The following is a 25749-nucleotide window of genomic DNA, read 5'->3' as shown; positions in this document are numbered from 1 at the left end:
GATTTTGGACCATGATCACAATACTCTTTGTTACTCTTCCGAGCACTACCTTGCAGGGATCGTCCTCGAACGAACGCAAGCGGTCGCTGCTCTCAACGCAACAAGGGCGGAGCTTGGGATCAAGGTCATAATGGAAAAATGGTTGGTCACCCGATCCGAAGCCCAGCCAGACTTTGACTCCAACGAAAGAGAGCCAGCCAGTGAGCTGCCACTTCGGGGCCTTTTGAAGTGCTCCCCGAAACTAGGCCAGCCGGTGCTGGAATTTTCCGGGGGTTAGGCTCATGCCGACTGGGGCGCGATGAGCCATTCAACAGCGAAATCGGCGCCTTGTTGGTAACCGGCATGAGGCACCCACCTCGTCATTCTTGCTCGCCTGCAATACAGCTTGGCATGAGCTGATCGGTGGAGGTGGAGCGATGGCAAATGCCATGCTTGATGCCAGGCAGGAAGGTGACTCCTATCGTCGCGTCGAGGTGATCACTGGGGAGCGCCGACGGCGACGGTGGACGGGCGAAGAGAAGGCCCGGATCGTGGCGGAGAGCTTTGAGGCGGGTGCGAACATCTCCGAGGTGGCGCGGCGCAATGACGTTTCCCGCGGGCTGCTCACGGTGTGGCGACACCAAGTTGCGGCGGCGGTGGCCGGCAAGGCGCCGAACTTCGTGCTGATTCAAATTGGCGCCGGAAGCGGTGGCGAGACAGCTGGCGAGTCCGAGCATGCTTCGCCGGCACAGACGAAGGCTTGGGAGATCGCCGCGCCCTCGGCCAAGGTCTGCGGGGTGATCGAGATCGAGGTGAGCGGAGCGCGCATCCGCGTCGAGCCGGGCGTGGAGTTGGCGACGCTGTCGACGGTGCTGGCGGCGCTCCGGGGTTGCCGGTGATTGCGTTACGGTCCGACCTCAAGGTGGTGTTAGCGACACAGCCGATCGATTTCCGCAAGTCGGTGCACACGCTGTCGGCGCTGGTGAGCGAAGCGCTGCGTGCGAACCCGTATTGCGGTGACGTCTTCGTGTTCCGCAGCAAGCGCATGGACAGAGTGAAGCTTCTGGCGTGGGACGGCAGCGGCATGGTGCTGGTGACGAAGTGGTTGCACGAGGGACGCTTCACCTGGCCGCCGATCCGCGACGGCGTGGTGCATCTGAGTGCGACGCAGCTTGCGATGCTGCTCGATGGCCTCGAGTGGACGCGTGTCTCACCCAAGCCTGTGAAGCAGCCGGCCGTTGTCGGCTGAGAGGTGGGGATTTCGCTGGAGCCTGTGGCGCGCGGATGTATCGTCTGGTCATGGCGATTCGCCCCGATGCTCTCCCGACCGATCCGTCAGCTCTGACCGAGATGGTGCTCGCGCTTGACGCAGAGAACGAGAAGCTGCGTGTGGCGATGCAGACGCTCAAGGAGATGATCTTCGGGAAGCGCTCGGAGCGACTTGCGGTGCTCGTGGACAAGCAACTCGCGCTTGAGCTGGGCGATCTCGAGACCGACGCCACGTTGCCGGTGCAGGCCAACGACGATGCGCCTGCGGCGAAGCCGCCCGGCAAGGTGCGCAAGAAGGCGCGCCGCAACATCGGCGCACTCCCAAAGCACCTGCCGCGCTGCGAGCAGCGGCTGGAGCCGGAGGCGACGGCGTGCCCGTGCTGCCGGGGTCAGCTCCACAAGATCGGCGAGGACGTCAGCGAGGTGCTGGACATCATCCCGGCGATCCTGCGGGTGCTGCGCACGATCCGTCCCAAATATGGCTGCCGCAGCTGCACCGATGGTGTGGTCCAAGCGAGGGTGCTGCCGCGCCCGATCGAGAGCGGCATGGCCCCGACCGCACTCGTGAGCCACGTAGTGGTCTCGAAGTTCGCCTGGTATCTGCCGCTGTACCGACAGGTACAAATTCTGGTCGGCCAGGGTGTCCATCTCGACCGGACGACGCTGGCCGGCTGGGTGAAGCGTGCGGCCTGGTGGCTCAGGAGCCTCTATGAGCTTCAGTTGCGCACGATCCAGGCCTCGCCGCGCGTGTTCTGCGATGAGACGCCAATGCCGGTGCTCGATCCCGGACGACATCGCACCCGCATCTGCCAGTTCTGGGCACATGCCATGGATGACCGGTCATGGGGCGGCCCATCGCCGCCGGCGGTTGCCTACGTGTTCGCCGACGGCCGCGGCACGGAGGAGATCGCCGGACAACTGAAGGGCTTTTCCGGCATTCTGCAGGTGGATGGTTATGCTGCCTACAAGGCGCTTGCCCGCGGTCATGGCGGCGCGATCCAGCTGGCTTTTTGTCTCGCCCATGCCCGACGCAAATTCGTCGAGGTCTACGACGATGCAGTCGCCATTCGCGCGTGAGGTGATCGAACGCCTGCAGGCGGTCTATGCTATCGAGGCGGAGATCCGCGGCAGCAGTGCCGAGCAGCGACTTGCCGCCCGCCGCACCAGGAGCGCACTGCTGATGGCGGCGCTCAAGGCGCGACTGACCGAGATGGTCGGCCAGCTCTTCTCGCAGTCGAAGCTGGCGGAGGCGATCAACTATGCACTCAATCACTGGGATGGGTTGACGCTGTTTCCTCGCTCAAGGCCCGCTCCAGATTGCCTTCCACGAAGCGGCGCTTGATCCGGCCGACAGTGGAGAGGCTGACCCGGACGGTTCGGGCAATCTCTGCGTCAGAACTGTCCCCATCGGCCGCCAGCAATCTGAGCCCGTTTGAGTTTGCGGGCGGCATGCTTGCCGCCGCCGAGCATCGCCGTCAGTTCGTCCCGTTCGACTTGGCTCAATTCCACCCGATAACGTACATTCACGCTTCGCCTCCTTGTCGGAGGCCGGGACGAATCCAGCTATGAGTCAAAAATCAGGCGTGCACTTCCCCGAGAAACAGGGGCACTATCTCGCTTTCATCCATACCTATTCGTACATGTTCGGACAGCCGCCCGCCGAGGCCGACATCCAGCGCCACTTCCGCGTCAGCCCACCGTCAGTTCACCAGATGATCGTCACCCTCGAACGCAACGGGTTCATTCGTCGCAAGCCTGGCGTCGCACGAAGCATCGAGATCCTCTTGCCACCCGAAAACTTGCCCATCCTCCAATGGCTCGGCATCAAAACGTCAAAATCACTGTGATGAACTACTAGGGTTCAGACTCAATTTATCCAGTAGGCGACGATCGCGGCGAGGTGAACGGCAGCCAAATAGTTCCGGGCGAGTTTGTCATATCGAGTTGCGACCCGCCGGAAATCCTTGAGCCGGCAGAAGCAACGCTCGATGACATTGCGCCCTTTGTAGGCGCGCTTGCTGAAGCTGTGGAGGGGTCACTCTATTGGATTTGTTTGGAATGACAGGCTTCGCGCCGCGATCGAGGATTTGGGCGCGAAAGCCGTCGCCGTCGTAGCCTTTGTCGCCAATGAGGGCGGACATGGGCGGCGCGAGTTTCAAAAGGGCCGGCGCCGCCGCAATATCTGCTTCCTGGCCTGGAGTGAGATGAAATGCGTAAGGTTTGCAATCAGGGGCGCTCATCGCGTGAATTTTCGTGGTCCGCCCGCCGCGCGAGCGGCCGATCGCCTGTTCATGCTCCCCCCTTTTCCGCCGCTCGCCGAGCGATGCGCCTTGATCGAAGTAGAGTCGATGGACAAAGTCACGCCATCCTTGCCGCAGCGGGCGAGCGCTTCAAAGATCATTCGCCAATGTCCACGCTTGGCCCAGCGATTGAACCGATTGTAGATCGTCGTGTAAGGACCATAATCGGGCGGGCAATCGCGCCAGCGTGCACCGGACTGAAGCATGTGAATGATACCGCTGACGATGCGTCGATCATCATCGCGCTCCGGTCCGGTCTGGTTCGTTGGCAGATGCGGCTTTGTCCGAGTCCACTGCTTGTCGTTGAGCCAAAACAGTCCTGCGCGCATCGAAGTCCCCGTGTCGAATCAATCGGTGCGAGGGAACCACAGTTTGCTAATTAGGTACAAACCCTAGTTCAACAGCGATCGGGACATCCCCCTGTCGCGCCTGCGCTGCTCTTAGGAGTATGTAGCAGGCGCGTCAGGTTTCAGACCATTTGCGGCCGGGGCCAATCAGGAAAACAGACGGAACGAGGGGGCAGTTAAGGCGGCACGCTCCTTGCTTCGCTGGGTGAGCATCGGCGGTCTTGCAGGGGCTGCGAGCGGCCCCGGGATGTTTTCAACGCCATTTCGGGTCCGTCCCGTTGATGCCCGCGAGGGTTCCGCGGCGATTGCGTTGAACGGTTACGACTTCGACAATGAGTGCCACATCACCGGGGCGCTACCAAGCATATATCATTTCGGTGCGGAGACACATTGGCTGCTAAGACCTATTGGCTGCTTGGCTGCTAAGACCAAAGCGCCAACGATTCTGCAGGGGCTTTGACTATACCTCAAACCATTTGGCAGTGAGAGTGACAGACAATGCCGTCCAGATAACCGATTGGTGGAAGAATTCCTTTCTCACATACACCGTCTGGTGGGCGGCGGGTCTCGCAATCGAAGTGGGAGCTGAGCGATGGAAGTCACGTTAGTAGAAATCGTGTTAGCAACCGGCGCTGTGCTCGTTTATTCCGCGATCGTGATTGCTTGCTGGTGGGCAATTCTGTGAAGCGGCACCACCATGGCAAAGTATCTGTGCTCGTATGACTTGGAAGAAGCTTTCAAGGCAGACGCTTTCGCGGCCCCCAACCCCGTGTTCTTGAAACAGGCCGTGGCGCACGGCTGGGAGGCTTGGGTACTCGGCAGCAACAACCTCTGGTACCGCCCTCCATATACCACCCTGCAGGGCACGTCTGCAGATATAGCAGTTGCCGAGCTTGCATTAGAGGCGACCCCATGCGCATCTGTGGCGCCGGCAGATCGGCGTCCAAGAACGCACGGTACAGATTTAGAGTTCCGTTTTGGTCGGTGCCGGCACATCGAAACGCTTCAACGACCCATCGGCAGCATGCATCATCGAGGCGTGGCGGCGTCGGCGTGACTGGACGGCGTGGAAAGACCAAATGCACGGTTTGGCGCTGCCGCCGCCCATCACAGCGGCCGGAAGGGGTTGCGCGATGCTTCTGCGGCGAGGTGGTCAGCAACCGCATCCTACACTTCCATGTCCGATGTGCTCATCGCCTGACCGCCGCTTGAATACAAGGCTGGCCTCGATCTTGCGATCGACGGTACGAAATCCTTTTCACGGACCTACGTTTTCGAACGCCTTTCGGAGCAGCCGCACCATCAACTCTATGGCTTCCTGCTCAGTTGTTGGCTGTGATGGCTTCTTATATTTTCGCCGCGCATGCCTCGACCAATTCGCAGTCTGCTTCAGGCGTTCGACCTGTGGAGGAACCCAATCGAGCGCAAAAAATGTGTCCTCACGCTTTTTGTTTCCTCCAAACCGCTCAACCAGACATTCTAGCGCCTTGTAGATATCGAACCAAAAGGTTGGCGGGTGTGGTTGACCCGGCGCTGACACCCGGCCGAAATAGATCAAGGCATCTTCCAGCAGATCATCATTGTCAGCGATGGCGGCCCATCTCTGGACCTCCGTTTGGGTTGGAGGTGCCGGAGGCTTCTCCTTGCCATCCGCCCCTATCACGAGGGCAGACGCGTGCATTCTCGCTCGGATGGTATCGTTCCTCTCGGCAAACAGGGTCCGATGCATCGTGCCATCGGATGCGAATTCGACAACGCCCCAGAATTGAAGCGGTTGGCCCTGCATCATGACGAACATGGCTCCGTTCAAACGCTCGATATGTGCAACAGCACGATCGCGCACTTCATCCGTCGATGTAAGCTCGTCGAACGAGTTGGACCGCAGGATCGTATCTTGCCCGTGCACCTCGATCCAAGGTTCAAATGGCGGCTTGAGCATGCCCCGCCAATCTTGCAGATCAAACTCGTGACCGCGAAGCAGAGATCCCCATTGCTTTAGCACCCGCCTGCCTCCCTCGAATAACTGAAAAACGTGCCCTCACGAGCGCTTTCTCAGCGAGCAGCGCAATCTGCCCAGATATCAGGCTTTGTTGTGACCTTTGCGCCCCGAACACGCGGCGCGAAAACTTAGCCTGATGCGTGAATAGGCCCTGAAGCGCGCTGCGGGCCGCCGGCACTAAACGCCCTCTCCAAAATAAGCTTCAAGCTCTCGCCGAATGCCGACCAAACGTGCCTCGTAGAGTTCGACGGATATCCTCGGCCACACCGGCTTCTCGTGAAACTGCAATGCGATTGCCAACTGACTACCGAACTCACTGGGCAACGTTTAAAGCCAAAATTGCGATGACCGCCGTCACGACTGCGACTGTCATGGTAACTGTTTCGAAGCCGATCCCCCACTCGCTGCCTTCACCAAAGGTCCACCATCGGTGGACGCCCCCGTGAGTGCAAGTAGAATCTTTCGTGAGGTTCTGCGCGTAGTCGGGTGCTGACATCTGTCCGGCCTCTGATGCGACCGGTCATGCGTTCGCGGGCCCGTATGGGAGTTCGCGGATCGGAGGCCAAATCACAGAAGCGTGCTCGAACTTGGGGCACTGTGGGAGGAACTGGCTTTCCCGATCCCGTCTCATCGACTGTTGCGCCATACCTTTCCTTTCCGTCTGACCTTCCTACACTCTCGACGACCTCTGGCTGGACGGCTATGCCGCCGCGGCCGGAGCTTGGTAGACGCCGCCTTTCGCGGGTCCACCCCAAGGCGAAAGTCGTCGCGCCAACATATTCGGCGCGGCGGCCTCGTTTGATCGGCGAGCGAGCCTATGCGTAAGCTGATGTCGGCCGTCTTCAGTACCTGCCTCTGGATCACCTTGCTCGCGCTTGTCGCCGCCGGCGTTGCGCGCCTGAAGAAAGTTCATCAAGGACCGCCCCAAGGACATCATCATCTCCGGCGGCGAGAGCGTCTCCTCCTTCGAGGTCGAGGACATCCTCTACAAGCACCCGGCCGTGCTGGTCAGCGCCGTCGGCGCAAAACCCGATCCTAAATGGGGTGAAGTGCCCTGCGCCTTCATCGAGCTGAAGGACGGCACCAAGGCGACCGAGGTCGAGATCATCGCCTATTGCCGCGAGTATATGTCGGGCCGTCAGCTCGTCGTCTACATAGCCCCAGCCGACCAGTTTCAGCTCGCGCGTCGCCATCTCAGGCCTCCGATGCTCACCGGGATTTTTGCCTGGGGGATATTACGCCTCGCCGGCACGCTCCGACATGCGGATTGAAGCACATGTCCTCAGACTTGCTAGGGGGCGCACTTATGGGCGTCCCCCTGAACAAAGAAGCAACTCGTGGCAACGACGGTTCCGCGGTCGCAGGGATTTGTCCTGCTTGGTCCGCCTGCTGAAAGATTCTGGTGCAAGCGAATGGGCAGCTGAAACTAAATGCGCCAAGAATTGTGTCCTGGTCGATAATTCGACGAGAGCTCACACAGACGTAGAGGTTCTCGTTGCCGTGTTGTCACAAGAGGTAAAACCGCCATGGCAGGTGGTGTTGTCGCCGGCGCATGCGGCTGCGGCGTCGCGATCCTGTTGATGCCCCCAGCACAATGCTCTCTCAGGTCCCCGAAACACTGCCCAAAGGAAGCTTTTCCCTGGGGGCAAACGCTTTGCGGCTCGGAAGGCGCTTTGGGGGGCCACATATGGGCGCTGCTCGAGCAGGATGGCGCCGATGAAATGCAAACCGTCGCTCGCAGCAACGAGTGCCGGCCGCTTAAACTCTAACCCCTGAGGAGCCAGCCCCTCCTTTCCCGAGCCGCCTAATTAGCCTCAAATCATTTGACGACGGAGAACGGTTACGCCGCTTGTGCGGCGCCAGCAACCGGTCGGCTCTCTGTTGAGATGTTTCGTTGTCGTGCAACACCTCGAGGCTGCAGACGCGAGCGATCGCCACGGCGCGGCGCGAGATTCGCTGATGATTCATGGATTTTGCTTTTAGCTCTGATACCGGTAGCGGACTGGCTGCCGGGGTTCAGAAACCGCAATCGCGAACAGCCAATGTGCTCTTGGGGGGCGTGCCCCTTGGACATGGGCGCACCGTCTCACCGAACGGGGCTGTTAGAGCGCTGGCCCATTGATGGCCACTGATGCCATCTTGCTCGGGTTTCCTTGGGTTTCTGAGGCCCAACCCTAAGGTTGCATACAACCCAAGCGTTTGCAACAGTCATTTTCTACTCGAAGCGCGACGAAACCGCGCGCGCTCGTAAACGGTTCAAGGCTCGACGCTGACGGAAGACACGTTGGTCGATGAGGAATAGTTCGTGATCCCTTGGGTTTTCGTGCCCACGGTTGCGCTCGGCCTTACAAACCCGAATTGCTCAAGCTCCTCCCGAAAGCGCGGACAACGAACCTGCAAACCGTGCTGCCGTGGCTCTACTGCACCTACCATCAAAAGCCCGACACGGACATAGACGCAAAAGACGGCGAACAACCGTCAGTCCAACGCGGCGGGCGTGATCAGACCCGCAGGTTTTCAGCGCTGTTCTTGCCACGCTTGGGGTCGACTTTGACTTCATAAGAAATCTTTTGGCCTTCTGCCAACCCAGAGAGTCTAGCGCGTTCTACGGCGCTAATGTGGACAAAAATGTCGTTTCCGCCGTCGTCTGGAGCGATAAATCCGTACCCCTTTTGATCATTGAACCACTTCACAGTACCTGTTGCCATACGATCACGTCCTTTGCCGCTGCGCCCAGTCCGAGCGCGGGTGGGTAATGGTGCCGAGAAACAGAGCAATTGGCGTGCCGGACCGAAAATGCTGATCCCACAGTGATGGTGAGCATCGGGTCGACGTCAATGGACGCAAAGCTGACAACCGTGCGCGACTGCTAACATTCTCAGGCTAGCTCGATCAGTGTCGATTACTCGAAGGCATCACACGGCGGGATCGGTAAACGTCCGGTTCGCCTCACTGGGCTCCCATCACCCGCCGCTCCGGATCAGATCGGTACGTCTTCGAGACCAGCACAGAACGCCGAGTTCTCGATGAATGACATCGAATGTGAATCGGCGATTGCCGCGAGGTTCTGCAACGGCATGATGCGAGCGCCGTGTGCGGCAGTTGAATGTGCTCGACCCGATTAGCTCGCATATAACCGGGTTGTCTTAGGCTGGTCGCGCAGAAGGTTGACGCCGGTGTCGTCGTATTCATCCGTGTCAGGTCGATGACACAATATCCGCAACTCGACGCTGAGCCGCGGGGCTCGCACCAGCAAGACTGCACCTTTCTGTCGCCATTAAAGCTTTCACTGCGCAACTTTTTTAGGTGGCACACTCATTGCTAGTTAGGTCCCTGATCCCTGCTGGAGTGAACGCGTTTGCGGCCGCCGGCGGACACCAGCCCAGCGCCGCACTGGTCATTAGGCGGCGGGGATGGTTGCGCGGCGTCGCCAGCTCAGCAGGAGGAGAATCATGGGTTTCTATCAGACGGAGCCGTTTAACACGGCAAAAGCCAGCTTCATCCACGGACCCGACGGATTCGGACTATTTCTGGTCGAGGTTGAGGGTGATGCGCCGAACTTCACGACAGGAATTGCCCTAGTGCGCGATCCGCATTGGGTCGGCGGCCTGAAGATCGACGTGATGGGCTGGACGGGACCGCTCGGTGAAGGGTCCACGCCCTTTGCGGTCAAGGGCAGCTTCCCCGGCCATTATGTGCCGCAAATCGTCGTGTCCGGTAGCAATGGCACGCGCCTGATTCCGGTGAAGGCGATCCCGGCGGAAGAATCTGACGACTACGTGCGGCAGTTGGCCGGATGACCACAGCCGATCACCCGATCAATCCCCTTAAATAGGAAAGGATAGCTCTATGCCGGATACGACAACCAAAGACCACGTCGGATTGTTTCACGCCTGCTATCAGATTGGCGAAAGCCGCCCCGGAGGCAGAATCTTCAAGCTGGATCTGGTTGTCGACACGCCGAACAGGCGGATCCAAGGCTTCGGCAGCATCACCCAAGCTGTTAATCCGCCGCTCGATGTCACCACCTCCCTGCAAGGCAATTACAGCCAGCTGCCGACGCTCCCGCCGGCTCCGGCACTACTTCTAGTACTCCTTACTGGCTACCCGCCAATCCACTGGCCGACGCATGGCGGGCTTGGACCGCAGATTCTGCCGAACGTCGATCTGCGCATGACCCTGCTCCCGAACTGGCAATCGGGAATCGCCTCCTACTGCTATCGCAGCGGTCACAGCGATTGGCAGGAGATCGAAGCCGCGCCGGTCAAGCTGGTGTCTCCAGCCATCGCATGAACGATGGGCGGCGGCGATCAAGGTGAGAACGACGACTCGCGGCTGCCGTCACAGAAGAAGGCGCCGAGAGGTCGACGACGGCCCGATCCGCTCGTACCCTATTGGGACGCCGAGATCAGCCCGATCCTGAAGGCTGCGCCGACGGCACCCGACCTTACCCCCAACATCCGACGCACGCTGGAGCGCCGCATCAATGCTTGGCGGGCGTTCAACGGCCCCGAACAGGACGTGATCTTCCGCCAGGAACACGAACCCGGTCGGCTGGGTCTGTCGGACTTTACCGACACAAGCGCGCTCGGCACTAGCTTCGCGAGTAAGGCGCTCAATCACCGGCTCTATCACTTCCGGCTGGGGTTCTCCGGCTTCGAGTATGCCCATGTCGGGCTCGGCGGCGAAAACTTCGTTGCCCTGGCCGAGGGCTTGCAGAACGCTCCGTGGGCGCTCGGCGGCGTTCCGTAATCGCGCGGCCGACGCGCGGGAGAATCTGACACAGCGCTACGCTGCGCTAATGGGTCACTACGGTACGGCGCCAACGAGACAAGGCGAGTCGACAGCGGTACGCGGGCGTAACGTCCTTCGCCGCGCGCGAGCGCCAACGCTTCGAACAATCGTGGGACGCGATGGTAGAGAGCTCTCGTTAATCGAAGCAGCGGAGATGCTCGACGTCAGTCCATCGACCATACGTCGCATGATCATTGAGGGGCGATTGCCTGCGCAGCATTTATGCAAGGGCTCGACATGGATCATCAAACAATCTGATCTCACGCGACCAGACGTACGCCAGGATGCCTCTCGCAGGCGATCGCGCCGCGGTCGGCCGCCTTGCGACGCCAACCAGAAATGCCTTCAATTCTAAGGAGATAGACAGATGAGTAGTATGAAGCGCCCTCGTCGCTGCCGCTGAACAATGAGTTCTTTTTTCCGATGGCAATCGGTCTGATTGATCGTTCGACCGTGTTGGTGTACGGCTCGAGCCGCCCGTCGTCCAGGAATGCCGTCAGGCTCGGCCAGCGTTCGAGCATGTAATCAATCGCCTTGATGAGCTTCGACTGCCGGGAGATGCCGTCTTTCACGGCGACCAGACAGGCCTTCAACGCCTCCATCAGCGGCTTCGTCTCGGCCTGCCGCACCGCCCGGCGTTCCCCAGCGTCGAGACCGCGGATCCTCTCCTCGATCGCGTAGACGGCTGCGATGCGCTCGATGACCTCCGCGGCGAAGGGTGAGTTCGTCGTCTTGTGCACCCTCACGAAGTTACGGCGTGCGTGAACGAGACAATATGCCAGCTGGATCTTGCCCGGCATCTTCGCATCGCCCGCCAGCGAGACGTAGGCGGCATTATTCAATTCGGCCAGTTCGAGAGTTTCGCATGTACTGGATGAAAGTCGTGTCTTGGGGCTTAGGCGCTCTCAGTGTTATGCTTTTGCTCGCTGACATTATAGGCATCTGGAGAGCAGTTGCAGTCTACCGAGTTCTAGCTTGTCGTACTCATAGCTCTGGCCGTCATGTCCTCTCTGTTGTTGCCAGATCCTCGTAAGGATTGGATTGAGCCCGCAATAACCACGGAATCGGCTGCCCTTTGTGCACTCGAAAGGGAACGTGCCTCGGGCGCAAAGGCTCTAGACCCGGCGACAGACCAAGCAATCGTGGGTGAAAGCCCTATTCTGCAAGCGATCCGGAAAACTTGCCAATCCTTGCAGAGTAGCGCTGCGGATCGCTGATCTTCGATTCAGCATCGCCGCATCGAGCTATCCGCGAAGCCGACCCTGTTTAGAGAAGTTTCGCTGATCCGCAATTGGGGCCGATCGGCACGAATGGTCAGACCATAGTACAGACCTTCGACGGCAGTGCAGAGGCTGTCGAAGCGTTCGAACGGCCGGAACCTGCCAAGCAGAGGCGCGGTAAGGCAAGCGGCAAGAAGCTGCGTCCGCTAGGCATCCCGACGCGGTAGGCATAATGCACCTCATACAATTGGCGTTGGGGATCGATGGAGATGGGCCGAGCTGGCGACCCAAGTGCGGAGGCGTTGATCCAGTTCGTTGTCGATTGTGATCACGTAGGGTGCATTCGGCTTGCGATGTATTGCGGAGACGACGCCGCGTTCGATCCAATAATGGACGACATAGAGACTGACACCGTATCGTTCCTGCACTTGCCGAACGTTGAGGCTTCCTTTGGAAGGGAGCGGGGCCGGAATGCGGTGCTTGTATCGTAACCATTTGATGGTACCCGCCGTGAGCGGCTTGCCCGTAGAGCTGCGATGACCTTCTCCGCGCAGAAGGGCCACGATCTCGTCGTCGTGATGATTGAGAGCGAGCTCTCGAACGCGCTGAACGAAAGCCTCGGGATAACGGACCACATCGGCCCTGTTGCGAGGGAGATTGAGTTGCAGGGTTTCGGTTTCCCCAGGCGAAGTTTGAACGCCAGGCAACAACATCGGGGCCATGCCGTTCTGAAAAGAGAAACCTCGCCCTCAATTGGTGGAAGTGTCATCCTCCAGCGCTCTGTGCTGCGACGAAACGGTCAGGCGCCTATGACTATCAAGCTCTTACTTCCAGTAGTTGAACAGGTAGGCCAGATCATCTTGAACCTGCGCGACAACCCAAGTCGAGTCTGTCGAGTGATAAGGGTTTCCCGTCGAGATCATTTTGCCACGCTCCGGCCTGCTCAACTTGTGGCCGTCCACGGTCGTTCGTTCGAGTGGCTGGACATCCGCACCGAGACGGTCGCTCAGCTGCGCGATCCGGTGACGCTCGAACGAGCGTGGGTGCCCCTGGCCGCGATTACCGTTCCGACGCGGCCAAAATGGTCGCCCACGCATCCCGCCGTCGCTGAGGCCGATCGTCCGGCTTTTTATCGGCGCTTTATTCATCGGAGAAAATCAACTTCGCGCGCCGAAACGGGAGATGCTGAAGATTGTTGATTGCAGGCTGCGCAATTTACTCGTCGATCGGCTCACGATCGCGGAATGCCTGGTTCTCGAATGACCGGTCACGGATTTCGCCGCGCTCGTGGAAGAACACCGCACGCTTGAGTTTGTGCGCTGCCTTCGTCGAGGGAACGACGGAGCGCGTCGTGATCGACGCTGCGAAATGGAGCGGGTCATCCCAATGGTCGAGGATCAATGTAGTGTTGATCGGCGCGCCGATGTGGTTCGCTAGCGCGCCGGGTAAGCATCGCCTTTCTCGAATATGTGGAACTTTCGATACTAGAGGTTGCGTAGACGCGGGGCGAAGCTCTGACAAGGGCGAATAGCCCGAAGAGATGATCGCTCGCCCCGCCAGTGTCATGGATATCGAAGATCGTGTCCTGGTCGAATATTCGATCCAGCACATAGGTCGCTTCACTTTCCGTCGGGCTGATGGGCAGGATGCTGAAATAGCCGTACTGGTCCGACAGGTGGCTGTAAAACTTCGATCCCGGTTCGCTGCCATAGTGCAGATTGGCGTCGCTGCATTTTGCCGCTCGGTCGCTGGCGCGAAAGAACTGCCCGTCGGACGACGCAGTCGTTCCGTTGCCCCCACACAGGCGGGAATGCGGGTGACAGGTGTGTGCGTCGGTGATGCAGGCCTGAGCGGCGCGATAGGTTTCTGAACGGGCGTGGAGGGTGCGCATCCTCGCCATCTGGACCGATGGCACCGAGTTCCAAGTAGAGACGCGTGCCGCACGATCCAGTTTTAAACCAATCCAGATCCGCCTTCGGCGGAACATGCGTCCCTGCCGGGACGAAGGTGTTGGCAATCTCGAAGTCGCCCCTGCGGGCGGTAACGCACCGCGCTCTCAACATCGAGATGTCGCACTTCTTGAACGCCATCATGCGGCGCTCCTGCATAGAGACGACCGCGGAAAGAACCACGAACCCGGCAGCGGATTATTTTTGTCGATCGGGGTTGACACCGTGCCCGCGATTAAAGAACGGGCGACTATTTGAGGCCAGCGCATTCCTTTCAGCGTTCGCTGCAACGTCCAAGACCGCCGCACAACTCCAGCGCAGATGGCGGCACGGTCCTTTATTCACCTGGCGCGCCCCTGTACGGATTTGGTTCGCTGGCGGTCCGGTAGTCACCCAGATTGGCGCCCAGAAACAAGACCTCGGTCTCTTGGGTAGGTATTTCGCTCAGCTTGCTCAGGAGGCGTGCAGCCGAACCGCTAATTTCGTTCGCCCCGAGCCGAATGCTGCTCATGATCCCTTGGGGCGTCCAGATCATCGCCCTGGGTACCATGTAGGTGTGCAACCTTGCCGTGCTTTCGGCGATTCTCCTCGCCCAAGGGTCCTGCGAACTGGGCAGATTTGAGCCATCCTTGGCCAATGACACAAAAGAAGATTTCGTCAGACCGCGCATATGCCACCCGGCCTCGTGCGCCAGTCCTTTGGGATATCGTTCCAGATGATGACCAACAGAAGAATACTGGCGCGCCGCGTCATGCACGTACGATATTGCACTCTTCTGCGGGTTCCTGTGTGGCTCGCAATCGCCGTCCGCGTTCTGAAAACGCTGCAGTTCCACATACGACGATGCGACCACGTCGTGGAAAATACCGTCACCCTCGATCGTGTCTGCTGATTCCCACCGTGCTACTTGCTGCCCCGCCAGTCCGATCTCGTTCCTAAGCATTTCCAAGTTCGCACCGGTCAGCGTTGCGGCAAGCTGAGCGCGTGCCCTGACAAAGGATGACGCTGTAAACCGTTCGCTCTGTTGATCGGTAGGGTCGTGTGCGGCGTTCGGTGGTTCGTTGCTCGCGTTCGGTTGTCTCAGCTTTATCCGAAAAAGTTCGAAGGCGAAGCTACTGGCGGAGACGCAGGTTGGGGCGTTAGTGGCAGAGAGACTTCATTGCTCCAGTTTCGTTATTCGGCTGCCTATGTCGCGCTGTTGAGTTTCCGGCGCTCGCCGCAGAAAGGCGGCCATTTGCGTCGCCTCTGCGCCAGATATAGGAAGACAGCTTCCTAGTATTCAATAATGAGGATTGGGCAAGTCCCTTAAGGGGACGGCTCTACGCCGCGGAACGGCGGTCCCCGAGCGCGCGCGGTCTCCGTGCATTCGCGCGACCATCCTCTCGCAGATCATCCCGGCATCCCACGATCATCAGCTACGCCCACCAGCTTCTCTCCGGTTGAACCTGTTCTCACCGACGCACGCCGGCATGTCGGCGCGCCGGAACTAGGTCGGGGCCTCGAGACCCTGTGAGTTCAGCCATTCGGCTATGCGGGCGGCTACATCAGCTTCGTGAACCTTCTTCAGAAGGTCCTCACGCTCCTTGCCCGGGGTAGGTGCTCCGCCTTTTCCCTCGCGATCCGAGCTTCCTTGATGGGCTGTTCGCCAAGCGCTCTGTCCTGCCTGACCCGGATGCGCACCTCATGATCTCCGTAACGCTTTTCCGACAAGCTTTTGTCGAGGCCAAGCCGGTTTCCGGGGAACGCTAGTGCCAACACCTCCGCGCGCAATCTGTTCGATGGGATCGGATTCCTCGATCTGGCTTGACCCCATCAGCCCGTGCGAAGCGGTCTGGCTCGTCCCGCATGTCTCACGCAAGGCCCTCATTATAACGTCGACAACCACGACGTCACGTCCCGTGATTTTGTCAGACCCATCTCAGCCTTCCCATGCTGAAAAGTGAGTGTATGCTCAAAATTATGATCGGTATCGACAAGGACTGCGACACTCTGGCTCAATAAGATTAGCTGGCTTCGAGCGATCATTCCCGCACCGGCGAGTTCTGTCTCATGATGTTCACCGCGTGCTCGCGACGGCTTCGCCTGTCGCGAGCGACTTCAAAGAGAACAACATCACCAACGTAGAGCGTATCGGTGTCAATCGACGCGTGAACAAATTGATCGTCATCGCCGTCGTCGTACCGAATGAAACCGAAATGGCGGTTGCGATTCCAGTAAATCACTTTGCCTATCTTCACTTCTATTCTCCGTGATCAGGACCACACAGTAAACGTAAAGTGCGTTCCTTCCCGACGATCAAACAGGCAGATGCGACCGCAGCTAATCTTCACTGTAAAGTAGGATGCGGTGTCGTGATCGAAGCCGATGTACGTCCCGAGGCGCTTCGGGACGAGCTGTAAGCGTGCCCCTGTTCCATGGTGCTGCATGCTAGGTAACGAGCCACTGATGCGACAGTTGTGATCGTAGTCGAATCCGTTCGCATTATTCCCGCGTACAGAGACACTTGTCCTGCTGTAACCACGAGTTTCATGCTCGTAGACGCTCACAACATCGCGGCGAAGTCCGTGCGCAAATGCGGTTGCAGCCGCTGCGGCTCTAACATGTGGTTTCATTACGCAACACGCCAGCATGCATCGTCGAGCGGACGGGCCCGTTAGAGACATCGGGTCTGCCCTGCATCACCGGATGGTAGTCGGGACCGGATACGGTGATGACGTCATGCCGCAGCAAGTCGCGTGCCAACTCGCGATCGAAGCTCTGCGGACGGAATTGCTGGGGATCGCTTTAAGGATCTTGTTACGTGGCCGTCAAATTGTCGGATTGAGTCCAAACGCGCAAATCGCAGCATCTGGTCAGACACGAAAGGTCGCAAATCCTTTAGCAGGCTGTTGAAGAAGTCTCTGGCGAGATGGCATTGGACGTGATTCTCTCGATGGTTGAATCGGGAGACCAGGATGCGGGGATCGGACGAGCGGTCTGGATCGTTGTTCAGCTACGTGGATCTTGAAGCGCGAGTTCGCCCAGATCACCCGCTACGGAAGATCCGGGAGATCGTAAACGCTGCGCTGAGCGATCTCTCGACAGCATTTGCGGGGCTTTACACGGACTTTGGTCGGCCCTCGATTGCACCGGAGAGGCTGCTTCGGGCGATGTTGTTGCAGGCCTTCTACGGCATCCGCTCGGAACGACAATTGATGGAGCGGCTGGAGTTCGACCTGTTATTCCGCTGGTTTGTCGGCCTGGGCGTGGACGATCCGGTGTGGGATCACTCGACCTTCTCCAAGAATCGCGACCGGCTGTTCAAGCTTGATTGCCCACCCTAGCCTGGTAAAGAACGGTGTCCTCCTGAATGAGGCAACTGACCACGCCGCATTTTCTCGTCAATTGGAGATCAAGTGATGCTCATCGAGCAGTCCTCCAAGGTCAGTAGCTTCAACCGTCTTCAGCAATAGTTGGCGCAGAACCGCTGGTTCAACCTGAACGTCGCTGCCGTCACACAGTCGAGCGACTGCGGCAAAGATCTCGCGAACGTCGTATGTCGAGTTGAACACCTGCGGGACCCCGCGTTCGATGCTGAGAAGCGTGTAGGCAGCCTCCATTGCGGTGCGAACAGAATACTCGGTTGTGAATACACAATCTCGGCTGGCCGACTCGGCAAATTGACCTATGAAAGCGAAATTGGTAGCACCCTTTGGTACAACATCTGGCCTGTCGCCAGCCTGCCTCGGCATGAAAAGGGAGGTAACGTAGGGCATCATGACGGGAACCGTTTTTGCGCCCGTCTCGGCGAGTTGCGGTATATCCGCAACGGGTACACCAAGGTGATAAAGCCATTCCTGCGTAACCTCCGCGCCAGTGCACTCTTGCATCGGTTTCCTTATGAAATCACCGGGCTTGTCGACGAAGAGAGAATAGAGCCAAACGATAATTTGGTCTCTTGGCTGATGCTTGAAGTGCGGCTGGCGGTTCACCGTCCAACTGAGCAGCCAACTCGAATCCTTCACCGTAACAATGCCTCCTGTGACAACTTTGCCGCTGAATGGATCGCGTTTGGCGATCTTACGAATATAGTTTGGGATGCGAGTGTCTAAGGTCGTGATAGTCGCAGATTCCCACTTGGTCGCACTGATGTTTCCGCCGAAAATGTCAGGCCGGCCGAAATCCGTGCTTTTTGTCGCGATACGCCGCCAGAGATCCCATGCTGGGGCAGCACGTTCATAAATTCTAGCGGGCGTGTGATGATCGCCGGCGTCGGAATTGTCCGTCAAAGAGCCGATCGTCACAAAGACGAGATCGTCCGCGCGAAGATCAATTCCGCCGTTGCAACCGTCTCTATTGTAGTTGATGCGTGTGGCCTGCTTGTATCCGGGCCGGATCTCGAAATCGATATCAGTGACTTCAACACCGAATTGAAAGACGACACCCCTCTTCGCCAACCAATCGCAGAGTGGTAGAATGAGGGATTCATATTGATTGTACTTTGTAAACTTCAGTGCGCTGAAATCCGGGAGCCCGCCAATGTGATGGATGAATCGATGCAGGTACAGCTTCATTTCCAGCGCGGAATGCCATTCTTGAAAGGCGAACATTGTGCGCCAATAAAGCCAGAAATTGCTGCTCAGAACATCTTGCCCAAAGACTTCATCGATGCGTTTGTTTTCCATATCCCGAGGATTAGCAAGAAAGATGGCGATCAACTCTCTCTGCGCTTTGCCGGTCAGGGTGAAAAGACCATCGGTATGCGCATCCTGCCCCCGATTCACTGTCGCTCGTTGTAACGAATAGTTCGGATCATCCTTGTTCAACCAATAGAACTCATCGAGCACGCTGGCGCCTTTCACTTCCAGTGATGGGATCGACCCGAACAGATCCCATAGACACTCGAAATGGTCTTCCATTTCCCGGCCACCCCGAATGACAAATCCCTTTTCGGGCTGCTTAATCCCGTCGAGCGCTCCGCCCGGCAGATTCAACCGTTCGAGAATTTTGATCCGGTTACCGGCCATATGTCCATCGCGAATGAGGAAGGCCGCGCCGGCGAGCGTCGCTAGACCAGCACCGATGAACCAAGCAGTCTTCTTGTCGACCGCATCGGGCTTGCGAGGACGGGCAAAGGCTTCGTAGTTTCCACTGCTATAATACATGGCGTGTCCCCTCCGATTGGCCAGCGCGCCGATTGATGTCACGAAAACAGATCCTCCAGCGCAGCACATTTATGCGGGACGCCGATCGTCAAGCCGCCATCGAGGACTATTTCGGCACCGGTCATGTAACTGGAATCGTCGCTAAGCAGGAATGCGACCGCTTGGGACACCTCCAGCGGCTCGGCTGCCCGTCCCATTGGAATTGGAAAAAGAGCCGGATCCAAGCTCTCACTCATCGCCGTCGCGACGAGACCAGGATGAACTGAGTTGACACGCACTCCGGAGACCGCTCCCTCCAGCGCGGCAGACTTGGTGACACCCCGCACGCCGAACTTGGAGGCGACGTAAGCATGAAGGCCAGGGCTACCCCGCAGTCCCTCGACCGATGAGATGTTGACGATCGAACCTCCGCCCGCGCGCCTGATTGCTGGTAGGGCGGCCTGGATGCCGAGGAATACGCCGGTTAAATTCACTGCCAGGGTCCTATTCCATTGCTCGAGTGGGAACTGCTCAATTGGAGCCATGCTGGCGATACCCGCATTGTTGACGAGTCCATGCAAGGTACCGAAGGTGGCCTCTGCTGCCGCGACCACGGTCGCCCACGCTTTCGGATCGCTAACATCCTGGTGCATGTAGATGGCGGCATTACCCAGTTCGAAGGCGAGAGCCTCTCCGTCTGCATCAAGGACATCGGTGACGACGACTCGAGCACCCTCCGAAACCAGAAAACGGGCATGGGCCGCTCCCATCCCCCGCGCCGCACCAGTCACCAGAATGACTTTTTGGTTCACGCGTCCCATGACACTGTCCTCGCCCGGGGGCTTCGATCAGTGTCGATGCAATATCGGGGCGCCTTGGAAGACGCGCTGCGCATCGTGCGGCCTTCGACAGCCGCGAACTCGGAGCTTTGCGTCGAAGTCAATCGTCGTAAATTCGCGGAGCCATCGGATGACGACGAGCACCGCCGCCAAGCCGGCGATACCGAGAAAGAAGCAAATGGCCTGATCGACGCAGGAAGAAAACACAAAGTACATGGCGCACTCCGACGCGATTGGTGAAGATGAGAACTCGTTTTCAACGGGCCGATAGTCGGCGAGTGAGCCGCGACAAATTCGGATGCGGCGGGATGCTCCCGCCAGAGTCAGTGCAGCCTCGAACAGCTTCGGAGTTTTGCCGCAGTATTGGATGTCCTTCCCATGCTCTACTGCTTCTTCTTACCTTGGCACGGCGCTGCCAAAAGATCGTGCGACAAACCAACACCAGCAAAGCGCATGCCAGGAGCAGGCAGGCTCAGGGTCTATAAATTTTGATAGATGCGCCATTCAAGGTCTCCGGATTCGGAGGCCATGATGCGTGATTTGTTTCTGCTCAGCGGCCGTCAGATGGCGCACATGTTGACGTGTTTTCCGTTAGCGCATGGCGCGCCGAAAATCGACGACCGCAGCATTGTCAGTGGCATCGTTTATGTCATTCGCAACGATCTACGGTCGAAGGACGTGCCAAAAGGACCCACACAAAACACTCCACAAGCGCTTCACACACTAGAGCCGACTCGGCATATTCGATCGGATCTCTGGCAGCCGGGCGGAAGGACCAAAGCCAGTGCGCATCAGGATCGATTCCACCCATCTGAGGTGCACCGAACAGCTGCGAACCTCCAAGCCGCTCGTCATGCTGCTCTCAGAAGGTCAGATGAGCGACCACAATGGCGCACGCCGGATGCTCGATGCCGACGCCTCGCCACCGCCTACGCCTACCGCCCCATGTTGCTCACACGTTCTTCTCGGCGATCTTCATCGCACCTTCCGTCGGCCTTCTATCTCAATCAATGAGTCCTGAGCATTAACTCTGGCCACTACTCCTTCCGAGTCACAGCGACGAAGTCGGTCGTCGTGTCACATTTCCGACGTTAGAGGTCCAACCGGACATTGTTTGAGACGGGACGCAACAAGCGAAGCGCAGTTCAAGCGGGCCCCAGGGACTGCAGGCTTCCTTCCGAGCGCCAAGGAAGGAGTGATCCCGACTCCTATCCTCTCAAGCCGCCCCGCTGTTCATGGCCGAAGCGCCGCTTCAACAACAGCGGTTTACTCGTTCGAAAGGAGATCGATCGCTCGGAGCCTGGAATCGTACTCCTCGTACGTGCCAAGTATGATTCTGCCAAGCCCCAAATTGTGCACCGGGTCGATTACTGAGGGTGAGTCGTAAGTTAGTGAAACCGGGCCGGTAAATAGTACTTCTTCGCCCCACTCGTCTCGTCGGAAAGTCCGGTCTGTGCACCATTTTACAAGCTGTGTTACCGTGCCTTTCCCGGATTGATTAACGGGGGGCAAATGTCTGACCGAATAGAAGTTGGTGTGTGTCGAATACATCTGTCGTGCCGCCGCTCTCAAGCGAGAGTCTGGTTGAGCAGTGATGGTCAGCAGACGTTTGCCTGTCGGCCGCTCGAGCGTCCCCTGAATCAGGCCACCTTCGCGGGTCAACGCAATGTGTGCAAGTTTCTTCGGCGCACCGAGAGTCTCGCGTCCCGACGCAAGGGCTGCATCGTTTGTGGTTACATAAATGTAGGGAATATAGAAGCCGGTCTCCCCACCAGGATCACGAACTTCGATTCCGGAGTACTGCTCCATATATGGTCCGACGATGCTTGAGCCGTAGCATGCTATACCCACAACACCGACTGCAGGATTTGCGGCAGGTGTTAGCTGCCTTGGCAATAGACCCTCCACCTCGCTCGCAATCGTAAAGATGGCTTGTACAGCTTGGCAGCTAAGAAACGCGCCGTCATGCTCTTCATCCCCATGATAAAGGGGCGCGTCGAACGGAATACCTCTGATTTCCGCCATTATTTACCCTCCGGGTGAGCGTCCTGCGGGCGCTTGGTGAAATTCGCGGCGGGTAAACTGTCCCTCGATTCTCTTGTAGTAAAGAACAAGGCCGCTTCCGTCCCAGGTCAGGACCTTCACGCGATCTCGGCGCGCTTGGAGCACCGCTCTACGGTTCCTCGATCCGAGCGTACGTTTGGATAATGTGATCCATCGCAAGCAGATAGTCCTGCGTTCTCGTGTCGGCGATGTCTGCAAGACGACGATCGGAAGGAAGCGTAAGGCGAAAGTGAGGGGGTATGTGCCTCGGATTCGTGGATGCATTTCAGCCGCCACTTCCACGTCGGACGATGCAATGTACTTTCCGCCCCAAGTCTCGATGAAGTTCTTTAAAGGATGCGCTCGCTTGGCGTCCGCAATTTCATTGGCTGTGAGCATGTGCAACTCTCCGCTGACTCGCTTCTCTGCGAGCACTGTGCGTTGCCGCAACCTACTCGCGAACCTAGCCGTCACGATGGTCCGATCAACTATCAACTCTGGTAGTACTAGCGGCCCAATTGGGCTGCCGACCGAGATGCGGCGGTCACCTCGAGGATGAGAACACCAAGCTGAAGATTCTGGTGGCCAATCTCAGCCTCGACAAGGAGATGCTGCGGGACGTGATCCGCCGAAAGCTGTGAAGCCTGGTCGGAAGCGCAAGCGCGTCGACGAGGTTTGCGGTGAGTGGCAAGTATCGATGAAGCCCTCGAACTCGACCGATCGACCTACCATTACAGGTCGCATCGCTCCGGCCAGGCTGCCCTCCAAAATCGGATCAAGGAGATCTGCCATGTTTGCGTTCGCTATCCAAGTCGCTTATGATTTTTCATCCACGGCTACCCCGCCCAGCCACTGTGCGGGGCTGTTCCGTCTGCGAGGAGGTCCAATCCCTGAGAGCGCTACACGTCAGGCACGCGTCGGCCAGTTCTCGCCACGACTTCCCGACTTCGATCCACATGCCTTTGCGGGCTGGCAAACCATCAAGCATTCTTCGGGCATTAGAAGCAAGACGCATAGTATCCAAATTCGCGGCGCGCTCAGCCTCTTCGACGACTTTACGCAGGGCCGTTTCGGAGAGCCTCCACCCGAAGTCGGTAAACCTGCCTTCCGCGAAATACTCAAAACAGACTCGGAACGTCAAAACACGGCCAACGATCGTATGGGCCTGCAATCCCACCTCGCTCAACCAATGTCGGAGAAACTCTACCTGCTTGTGGCTGCCGAGATCGACAAGGTCAGCACCGTCGAACATCAAAAACGCCGCCATGCCAGCGATGTCAACTTGTACTTCTGTGTCCTGTTTTTCGAACCAATCGCTAATGATTATCAAGGGCGTCATTGGCTGGTCCAAAGTCGACCTCTGTGCCAACCCAACAGGGATTTGGTGGAGCGGAAACACATTGAGCAGCCACGCCGCAACTTCACGTTCATCATCATCCGCCATGGCATGGAGCCTCGGCCAGTGTCATTTTGCCAACGCCTTCCGCGCCGCATCGAACGGTTCCTGATCTTTCGGTTCCGCAAAATCAAACAAAGACTCTGGGGCATATGTCGCGAGACGCTTGGCTAGGAACGATTGCGGCTCCCAATCTTGCCCCTCGCGCTTCTCGAAAATGATGACATCGCGGGTAGAATAACCAGCCCCCTGAACATCGCAGTCGACCGAAAGCTGAACGCGCCACAAGCCGTCCTTGACCGTTTGTTGCTCGTCCAGCGTCGGCAGGTAGTGCATCTTAACACCATCGCCAATAATGCAGCGACCGCGCCGTAGAAGATCCCCCAGCTTGCCTTGCGCTGTCGTCACGAAGTTAAAGTTAGCGGGATCATGTAGAAAGCGCCGGTTCACTCCCGTTTCGTTGCTTGTGGCCTCGTCAGCAAGAAGTGAGAGTGCGAACGCCCGCCAGCCTAGTTCCATCGGTTTTGCAGACGGCGTCACAAGTGTCACTGTGCCATCGCGTCCCACCTCCCAGGTCACCGTAGAGTCGTCCTCTGCTTTATCAGTCCGGTGTCTGGCCCACGAGAGCACAACCGGCTCGCCTGCGTCGGTCTTTCGGCCACGCTCCCATCCTTTGGGAACGAAGTGTGCGACCTTCGCGACCTTGGCGAAGATTTGCTCCGCCGTCTCGCCATCCTGCGCTCGCCAAATTGATCGAACCTGGTCGATCAGGGCGTTATCTTCCGCACGCACGTCATCGCCCTGACCGGCCAGCCCGCCCGGCAATATCCGTAGGTCAACAGTGAACCAGAGACCGAGGGAGAGACAGGACCAAAACCAAAGCAAGCGCTTATCGGTCATTTTCTCTTACCTCACGCAGCTCGCCCCTATATCCGCTTCCGATTTGTATCGCGATAAGACGCGCGAAGCGCCTCCCAGAATTGGGAGCTCACGATGCCGGCCGCCTGGACGACTCACGTTCCGGGTTGGCCTGGAAGGTCGAATGAAGTTTCAGGAAGCGCTACGGCGCGCGGGTTCTAGTCCCAACCGCCGAAATCGAGCGCTATCTGGCAACGCTGGCCGATCCCGCGGACGAACACAAGCCGTGCCCGGTGCGACCCGAGCTGTGGGTGGAATGCCATCCCCGTCGGAGCCGAGCATCACAAATTCGCCTCATCCGCTCAGTCCACAAAAGCGACCGAAGAGCGGACATCAGTCGAAGCCGGCGTCGATACTAAGACATGGCATGTCGAAAAGCTGCCAAATCCGATGCAAAACAAGATGCGAACTGTGGATCTTTTCTTGGCACGAACGGTGCAAGACTCGGATTGCCTCGGGGCTGCTACCTCCCGTGACTAAGGTCAGAACTCACTAATCCTTCTGCTTTGACAATGCGATATTGATTCGTTTTGAGCGAGATATCGTATTCATGAGCAGGAATCTGTTCTGGCTGAGTGATGAACAGTGGGAGCGGATTGAACCGCATTTGCCGACGGATGTTCGAGGCAAAGAGCGATCGTCGCGTCATCAGCGGGATCGCGCATGTGCTCAAGAGCGGTTGCCGCTGGTGCGATTGCCCGGAAGCCTATGGCCCGCCGACGACAATCTATAACCGGTTCGTACGCTGGGCTCGCCGCGGAGTTTGGGAACATCTGTTCCGAGAGCTTGCCGGAAACGGCCGGTCGCTGGATACGCAGATGATCGATTCCACCCATGTTAAAGCTCACCATTCGGCGGCGGGCGGAAAAGGGGGGAGCAAAAGCAGGCTGTTGGCCGTTCGCGCGGAGGGCGCAACACGAAGATCCACGCACTCGCAGATGCTAAAGGGCGACTTATCGCCATCCTGTTGACCGGCGGTGAAGCCCACGATTGCCCGGTCGCGCAGCGCCTTATCCGCCGCGTGAAGCCATCGAAACGCATGCTCGGCGACAAGGCCTACGACAGCGCCGAATTGCGCGACAAGCTCGATGAACGTGGAACCAGACCGGTCATTCCTAACCGCAGCAATCGAAAGCAACCGTTCAGGTTCAGCAAGCGGCTCTACAAGCTTCGCTGGCGCATCGAGAGTGCCTTCAACAGATTGAAGGACTTCAGGCGCATCGCCACCCGTTACGACCGACTCGCTCGAAACTATCTCGCCTCTGTTTGCATCGTCGCCGCTCTTGTATGGTGGATTTAACGAGTCCGAACCCTGGTCAGCATCGTAGCTCAGCGATCGTTGACTCGTGAAGTTAGGGGCGTGTGACTCAGCGCCTCCTCATTCGACCTCGGGTGTGGAGTCATGTGACCGCTAATTTCTCGGGCAGCGCGGGCGGACAGGGGCAGCGTCCTCTCGCCGCGGACAGTCCCGTCGCGCCCGCGCTGCTCTCTTTTTGGGGTACGCAACTTAGGGGTACGCAACGTGCGCGCCAGGCTGCAACCATTCGGGTGTTGAAGCGGCCCGGCCAGGAAA

General features: G+C 58.3%; 24 protein-coding genes and 8 pseudogenes. 18 read left to right on the top strand and 14 right to left on the bottom strand.

Features of this window, described 5'->3' with window-relative positions; translation table 11 throughout:
* The first annotated feature begins 416 nt into the window (after window positions 1-416).
* The 4 genes from NLM33_RS34925 to NLM33_RS34910 are packed head-to-tail and all read left to right on the top strand — an operon-like array spanning window position 417 to window position 2590.
* On the top strand, window positions 417-878 hold the full coding sequence (locus tag NLM33_RS34925) for a transposase (RefSeq protein ID WP_254103051.1): 462 nt from the start codon (window positions 417-419) through the stop codon (window positions 876-878).
* Entirely contained in the window at window positions 875-1228 is a 354-nt protein-coding gene (gene tnpB, locus NLM33_RS34920; protein WP_254103050.1) for an IS66 family insertion sequence element accessory protein TnpB, read from the top strand. The genes NLM33_RS34925 and tnpB (NLM33_RS34920) overlap by 4 nt, the downstream gene beginning before the upstream one ends.
* A 35-nt stretch (window positions 1229-1263) precedes the next feature.
* Entirely contained in the window at window positions 1264-2325 is a 1062-nt protein-coding gene (locus NLM33_RS34915) for an IS66 family transposase (RefSeq protein WP_254103049.1), read from the top strand.
* Entirely contained in the window at window positions 2234-2590 is a 357-nt protein-coding gene (locus NLM33_RS34910) for a transposase (RefSeq protein ID WP_371930017.1), read from the top strand. The genes NLM33_RS34915 and NLM33_RS34910 overlap by 92 nt, the downstream gene beginning before the upstream one ends.
* Here NLM33_RS34910 and NLM33_RS34905 read toward each other — a convergent pair.
* Window positions 2541-2775: pseudogene (locus NLM33_RS34905) on the bottom strand (helix-turn-helix domain-containing protein); the annotation flags it as partial. The gene NLM33_RS34910 and the pseudogene NLM33_RS34905 overlap by 50 nt on opposite strands.
* Window positions 2776-2813: 38 nt before the next feature.
* On the opposite strand from NLM33_RS34905, the gene NLM33_RS34900 reads away from it, so the two are divergent.
* Window positions 2814-3095 (top strand): LexA family transcriptional regulator, encoded by a 282-nt coding sequence (locus NLM33_RS34900; protein WP_254103047.1) that lies wholly within the window; start codon window positions 2814-2816, stop codon window positions 3093-3095.
* Window positions 3096-3115: 20 nt separating this feature from the next.
* On the opposite strand, the pseudogene NLM33_RS34895 reads toward NLM33_RS34900, so the two are convergent.
* Both NLM33_RS34895 and NLM33_RS34890 read right to left on the bottom strand, forming a co-directional pair.
* Window positions 3116-3877: pseudogene (locus NLM33_RS34895) on the bottom strand (IS5 family transposase).
* 1276 nt (window positions 3878-5153) lie between these two features.
* Window positions 5154-5834 carry a hypothetical protein gene (locus NLM33_RS34890; protein ID WP_254103046.1) on the bottom strand — a complete coding sequence of 227 codons (681 nt, stop codon included), beginning with the start codon at window positions 5832-5834 and terminating at the stop codon, window positions 5154-5156.
* A 971-nt stretch (window positions 5835-6805) separates the two neighbouring features.
* Between NLM33_RS34890 and NLM33_RS34885 the strand changes: the two are divergent.
* Window positions 6806-7030, top strand: a pseudogene (locus NLM33_RS34885) (acyl-CoA synthetase); the annotation flags it as partial.
* A gap of 1365 nt (window positions 7031-8395) precedes the next feature.
* Here NLM33_RS34885 and NLM33_RS34880 read toward each other — a convergent pair.
* Window positions 8396-8602: a cold-shock protein gene (locus tag NLM33_RS34880; protein WP_254103045.1), complete on the bottom strand. Its 207-nt coding sequence runs from the start codon at window positions 8600-8602 to the stop codon at window positions 8396-8398.
* A 744-nt stretch (window positions 8603-9346) separates the two neighbouring features.
* Between NLM33_RS34880 and NLM33_RS34875 the strand changes: the two genes are divergently transcribed.
* The 4 genes and pseudogenes from NLM33_RS34875 (at window position 9347) to NLM33_RS49780 (ending at window position 11043) form a co-directional block, all read left to right on the top strand.
* A complete protein-coding gene (locus tag NLM33_RS34875) occupies window positions 9347-9694 on the top strand; it encodes a hypothetical protein (protein WP_254103044.1) in 348 nt (115 codons plus the stop codon).
* Window positions 9695-9743: 49 nt separating this feature from the next.
* Complete coding sequence (locus NLM33_RS34870; protein WP_254103043.1) at window positions 9744-10187, top strand: DUF1842 domain-containing protein; 444 nt, start codon at window positions 9744-9746, stop codon at window positions 10185-10187.
* A 33-nt stretch (window positions 10188-10220) separates the two neighbouring features.
* Window positions 10221-10743: pseudogene (locus NLM33_RS34865) on the top strand (IS21 family transposase); the annotation flags it as partial.
* A 54-nt stretch (window positions 10744-10797) separates the two neighbouring features.
* Window positions 10798-11043, top strand: coding sequence for a helix-turn-helix domain-containing protein (locus NLM33_RS49780; RefSeq protein WP_371930151.1), 246 nt, complete (start codon window positions 10798-10800; stop codon window positions 11041-11043).
* Here the strand turns inward: NLM33_RS49780 and NLM33_RS34860 are convergent.
* The gene (locus NLM33_RS34860) at window positions 10949-11530 is read right to left on the bottom strand and encodes a transposase (protein WP_254103042.1); all 582 of its coding nucleotides are present in this window, start codon (window positions 11528-11530) and stop codon (window positions 10949-10951) included. The two genes, NLM33_RS49780 and NLM33_RS34860, sit on opposite strands and share 95 nt — an antisense overlap.
* A 449-nt stretch (window positions 11531-11979) precedes the next feature.
* Here NLM33_RS34860 and NLM33_RS49775 point away from each other — a divergent pair, with 449 nt between their 5' ends.
* Both NLM33_RS49775 and NLM33_RS34855 read left to right on the top strand, forming a co-directional pair.
* On the top strand, window positions 11980-12135 hold the full coding sequence (locus tag NLM33_RS49775) for a WGR domain-containing protein (RefSeq protein WP_371930016.1): 156 nt from the start codon (window positions 11980-11982) through the stop codon (window positions 12133-12135).
* 309 nt (window positions 12136-12444) lie between these two features.
* Window positions 12445-13107, top strand: coding sequence for a hypothetical protein (locus NLM33_RS34855; protein ID WP_254103041.1), 663 nt, complete (start codon window positions 12445-12447; stop codon window positions 13105-13107).
* 40 nt (window positions 13108-13147) lie between these two features.
* Here the strand turns inward: NLM33_RS34855 and NLM33_RS34850 are convergent.
* Window positions 13148-13811: pseudogene (locus tag NLM33_RS34850) on the bottom strand (Tn3 family transposase); the annotation flags it as partial.
* Here NLM33_RS34850 and NLM33_RS34845 point away from each other — a divergent pair.
* Entirely contained in the window at window positions 13792-14115 is a 324-nt protein-coding gene (locus NLM33_RS34845) for a hypothetical protein (protein WP_254103040.1), read from the top strand. The pseudogene NLM33_RS34850 and the gene NLM33_RS34845 sit on opposite strands and share 20 nt — an antisense overlap.
* 79 nt (window positions 14116-14194) lie before the next feature.
* On the opposite strand, the gene NLM33_RS34840 is transcribed toward NLM33_RS34845, so the two are convergent.
* The gene (locus tag NLM33_RS34840) at window positions 14195-14800 is read right to left on the bottom strand and encodes a hypothetical protein (protein ID WP_254103039.1); all 606 of its coding nucleotides are present in this window, start codon (window positions 14798-14800) and stop codon (window positions 14195-14197) included.
* A gap of 1078 nt (window positions 14801-15878) precedes the next feature.
* Window positions 15879-16094, bottom strand: coding sequence for a cold-shock protein (locus NLM33_RS34835; RefSeq protein ID WP_254103038.1), 216 nt, complete (start codon window positions 16092-16094; stop codon window positions 15879-15881).
* A gap of 717 nt (window positions 16095-16811) precedes the next feature.
* Here NLM33_RS34835 and NLM33_RS34830 point away from each other — a divergent pair.
* Window positions 16812-17162 (top strand): annotated as a pseudogene (locus NLM33_RS34830) (transposase); the annotation flags it as partial.
* Window positions 17163-17237: 75 nt separating this feature from the next.
* Here the strand turns inward: NLM33_RS34830 and NLM33_RS34825 are convergent.
* Window positions 17238-19001 (bottom strand): oleate hydratase, encoded by a 1764-nt coding sequence (locus NLM33_RS34825; protein WP_254106056.1) that lies wholly within the window; start codon window positions 18999-19001, stop codon window positions 17238-17240.
* 38 nt (window positions 19002-19039) lie between these two features.
* Window positions 19040-19801 (bottom strand): glucose 1-dehydrogenase, encoded by a 762-nt coding sequence (locus tag NLM33_RS34820; RefSeq protein ID WP_254103037.1) that lies wholly within the window; start codon window positions 19799-19801, stop codon window positions 19040-19042.
* Window positions 19802-19855: 54 nt separating this feature from the next.
* Between NLM33_RS34820 and NLM33_RS34815 the strand changes: the two genes are divergently transcribed.
* Window positions 19856-20059: a hypothetical protein gene (locus NLM33_RS34815; RefSeq protein WP_254103036.1), complete on the top strand. Its 204-nt coding sequence runs from the start codon at window positions 19856-19858 to the stop codon at window positions 20057-20059.
* 1026 nt (window positions 20060-21085) lie between these two features.
* Here the strand turns inward: NLM33_RS34815 and NLM33_RS34810 are convergent.
* Both NLM33_RS34810 and tnpB (NLM33_RS49770) read right to left on the bottom strand, forming a co-directional pair.
* A complete protein-coding gene (locus tag NLM33_RS34810) occupies window positions 21086-21844 on the bottom strand; it encodes an acetoacetate decarboxylase family protein (protein ID WP_254103035.1) in 759 nt (252 codons plus the stop codon).
* A 3-nt stretch (window positions 21845-21847) separates the two neighbouring features.
* Window positions 21848-22147, bottom strand: coding sequence for an IS66 family insertion sequence element accessory protein TnpB (gene tnpB / locus NLM33_RS49770; RefSeq protein ID WP_371930150.1), 300 nt, complete (start codon window positions 22145-22147; stop codon window positions 21848-21850).
* A gap of 238 nt (window positions 22148-22385) precedes the next feature.
* Between tnpB (NLM33_RS49770) and NLM33_RS34805 the strand changes: the two are divergent.
* Window positions 22386-22678 (top strand): annotated as a pseudogene (locus NLM33_RS34805) (IS3 family transposase); the annotation flags it as partial.
* A 10-nt stretch (window positions 22679-22688) separates the two neighbouring features.
* Here NLM33_RS34805 and NLM33_RS34800 read toward each other — a convergent pair.
* Together NLM33_RS34800 and NLM33_RS34795 are read right to left on the bottom strand one after the other, a co-directional pair.
* Window positions 22689-23306, bottom strand: coding sequence for a hypothetical protein (locus NLM33_RS34800; RefSeq protein WP_254103034.1), 618 nt, complete (start codon window positions 23304-23306; stop codon window positions 22689-22691).
* 21 nt (window positions 23307-23327) lie between these two features.
* The gene (locus NLM33_RS34795) at window positions 23328-24158 is read right to left on the bottom strand and encodes a nodulate formation efficiency C protein (RefSeq protein WP_254103033.1); all 831 of its coding nucleotides are present in this window, start codon (window positions 24156-24158) and stop codon (window positions 23328-23330) included.
* Between the two features lie 596 nt (window positions 24159-24754).
* On the opposite strand from NLM33_RS34795, the gene NLM33_RS49370 reads away from it, so the two are divergent.
* Both NLM33_RS49370 and NLM33_RS49365 read left to right on the top strand, forming a co-directional pair.
* Entirely contained in the window at window positions 24755-25147 is a 393-nt protein-coding gene (locus NLM33_RS49370) for a transposase (protein ID WP_371930015.1), read from the top strand.
* Window positions 25045-25476 (top strand): annotated as a pseudogene (locus tag NLM33_RS49365) (IS5 family transposase); the annotation flags it as partial. The gene NLM33_RS49370 and the pseudogene NLM33_RS49365, both read left to right, overlap by 103 nt.
* Window positions 25477-25749 lie beyond the last annotated feature (273 nt).

Source organism: Bradyrhizobium sp. CCGUVB1N3, from assembly GCF_024199925.1.
GTDB lineage: Bacteria > Pseudomonadota > Alphaproteobacteria > Rhizobiales > Xanthobacteraceae > Bradyrhizobium.
The sequence above is the reverse complement of the archived record's forward strand: the minus strand, read 5'-3'. Positions and strand labels throughout refer to the sequence as shown.

Coding starts and splice junctions, on each gene's coding strand:
- NLM33_RS34840 (WP_254103039.1), bottom strand. CDS start 14,800: ATGCTTAGGAACGAGATCGGACTGGCGGGGCAGCAAGTAGCACGGTGG.
- NLM33_RS34825 (WP_254106056.1), bottom strand. CDS start 19,001: ATGTATTATAGCAGTGGAAACTACGAAGCCTTTGCCCGTCCTCGCAAG.
- NLM33_RS34890 (WP_254103046.1), bottom strand. CDS start 5,834: ATGCTCAAGCCGCCATTTGAACCTTGGATCGAGGTGCACGGGCAAGAT.
- NLM33_RS34855 (WP_254103041.1), top strand. CDS start 12,445: ATGACCTTCTCCGCGCAGAAGGGCCACGATCTCGTCGTCGTGATGATT.
- NLM33_RS34795 (WP_254103033.1), bottom strand. CDS start 24,158: ATGACCGATAAGCGCTTGCTTTGGTTTTGGTCCTGTCTCTCCCTCGGT.
- NLM33_RS34880 (WP_254103045.1), bottom strand. CDS start 8,602: ATGGCAACAGGTACTGTGAAGTGGTTCAATGATCAAAAGGGGTACGGA.
- NLM33_RS34915 (WP_254103049.1), top strand. CDS start 1,264: ATGTATCGTCTGGTCATGGCGATTCGCCCCGATGCTCTCCCGACCGAT.
- NLM33_RS34820 (WP_254103037.1), bottom strand. CDS start 19,801: ATGGGACGCGTGAACCAAAAAGTCATTCTGGTGACTGGTGCGGCGCGG.
- NLM33_RS34910 (WP_371930017.1), top strand. CDS start 2,234: ATGGCGGCGCGATCCAGCTGGCTTTTTGTCTCGCCCATGCCCGACGCA.
- NLM33_RS34800 (WP_254103034.1), bottom strand. CDS start 23,306: ATGGCGGATGATGATGAACGTGAAGTTGCGGCGTGGCTGCTCAATGTG.
- NLM33_RS34900 (WP_254103047.1), top strand. CDS start 2,814: ATGAGTCAAAAATCAGGCGTGCACTTCCCCGAGAAACAGGGGCACTAT.
- NLM33_RS34870 (WP_254103043.1), top strand. CDS start 9,744: ATGCCGGATACGACAACCAAAGACCACGTCGGATTGTTTCACGCCTGC.
- NLM33_RS34875 (WP_254103044.1), top strand. CDS start 9,347: ATGGGTTTCTATCAGACGGAGCCGTTTAACACGGCAAAAGCCAGCTTC.
- NLM33_RS49370 (WP_371930015.1), top strand. CDS start 24,755: ATGAACAGTGGGAGCGGATTGAACCGCATTTGCCGACGGATGTTCGAG.
- NLM33_RS34925 (WP_254103051.1), top strand. CDS start 417: ATGGCAAATGCCATGCTTGATGCCAGGCAGGAAGGTGACTCCTATCGT.
- tnpB (WP_371930150.1), bottom strand. CDS start 22,147: ATGCATCCACGAATCCGAGGCACATACCCCCTCACTTTCGCCTTACGC.
- NLM33_RS34810 (WP_254103035.1), bottom strand. CDS start 21,844: ATGGCGGAAATCAGAGGTATTCCGTTCGACGCGCCCCTTTATCATGGG.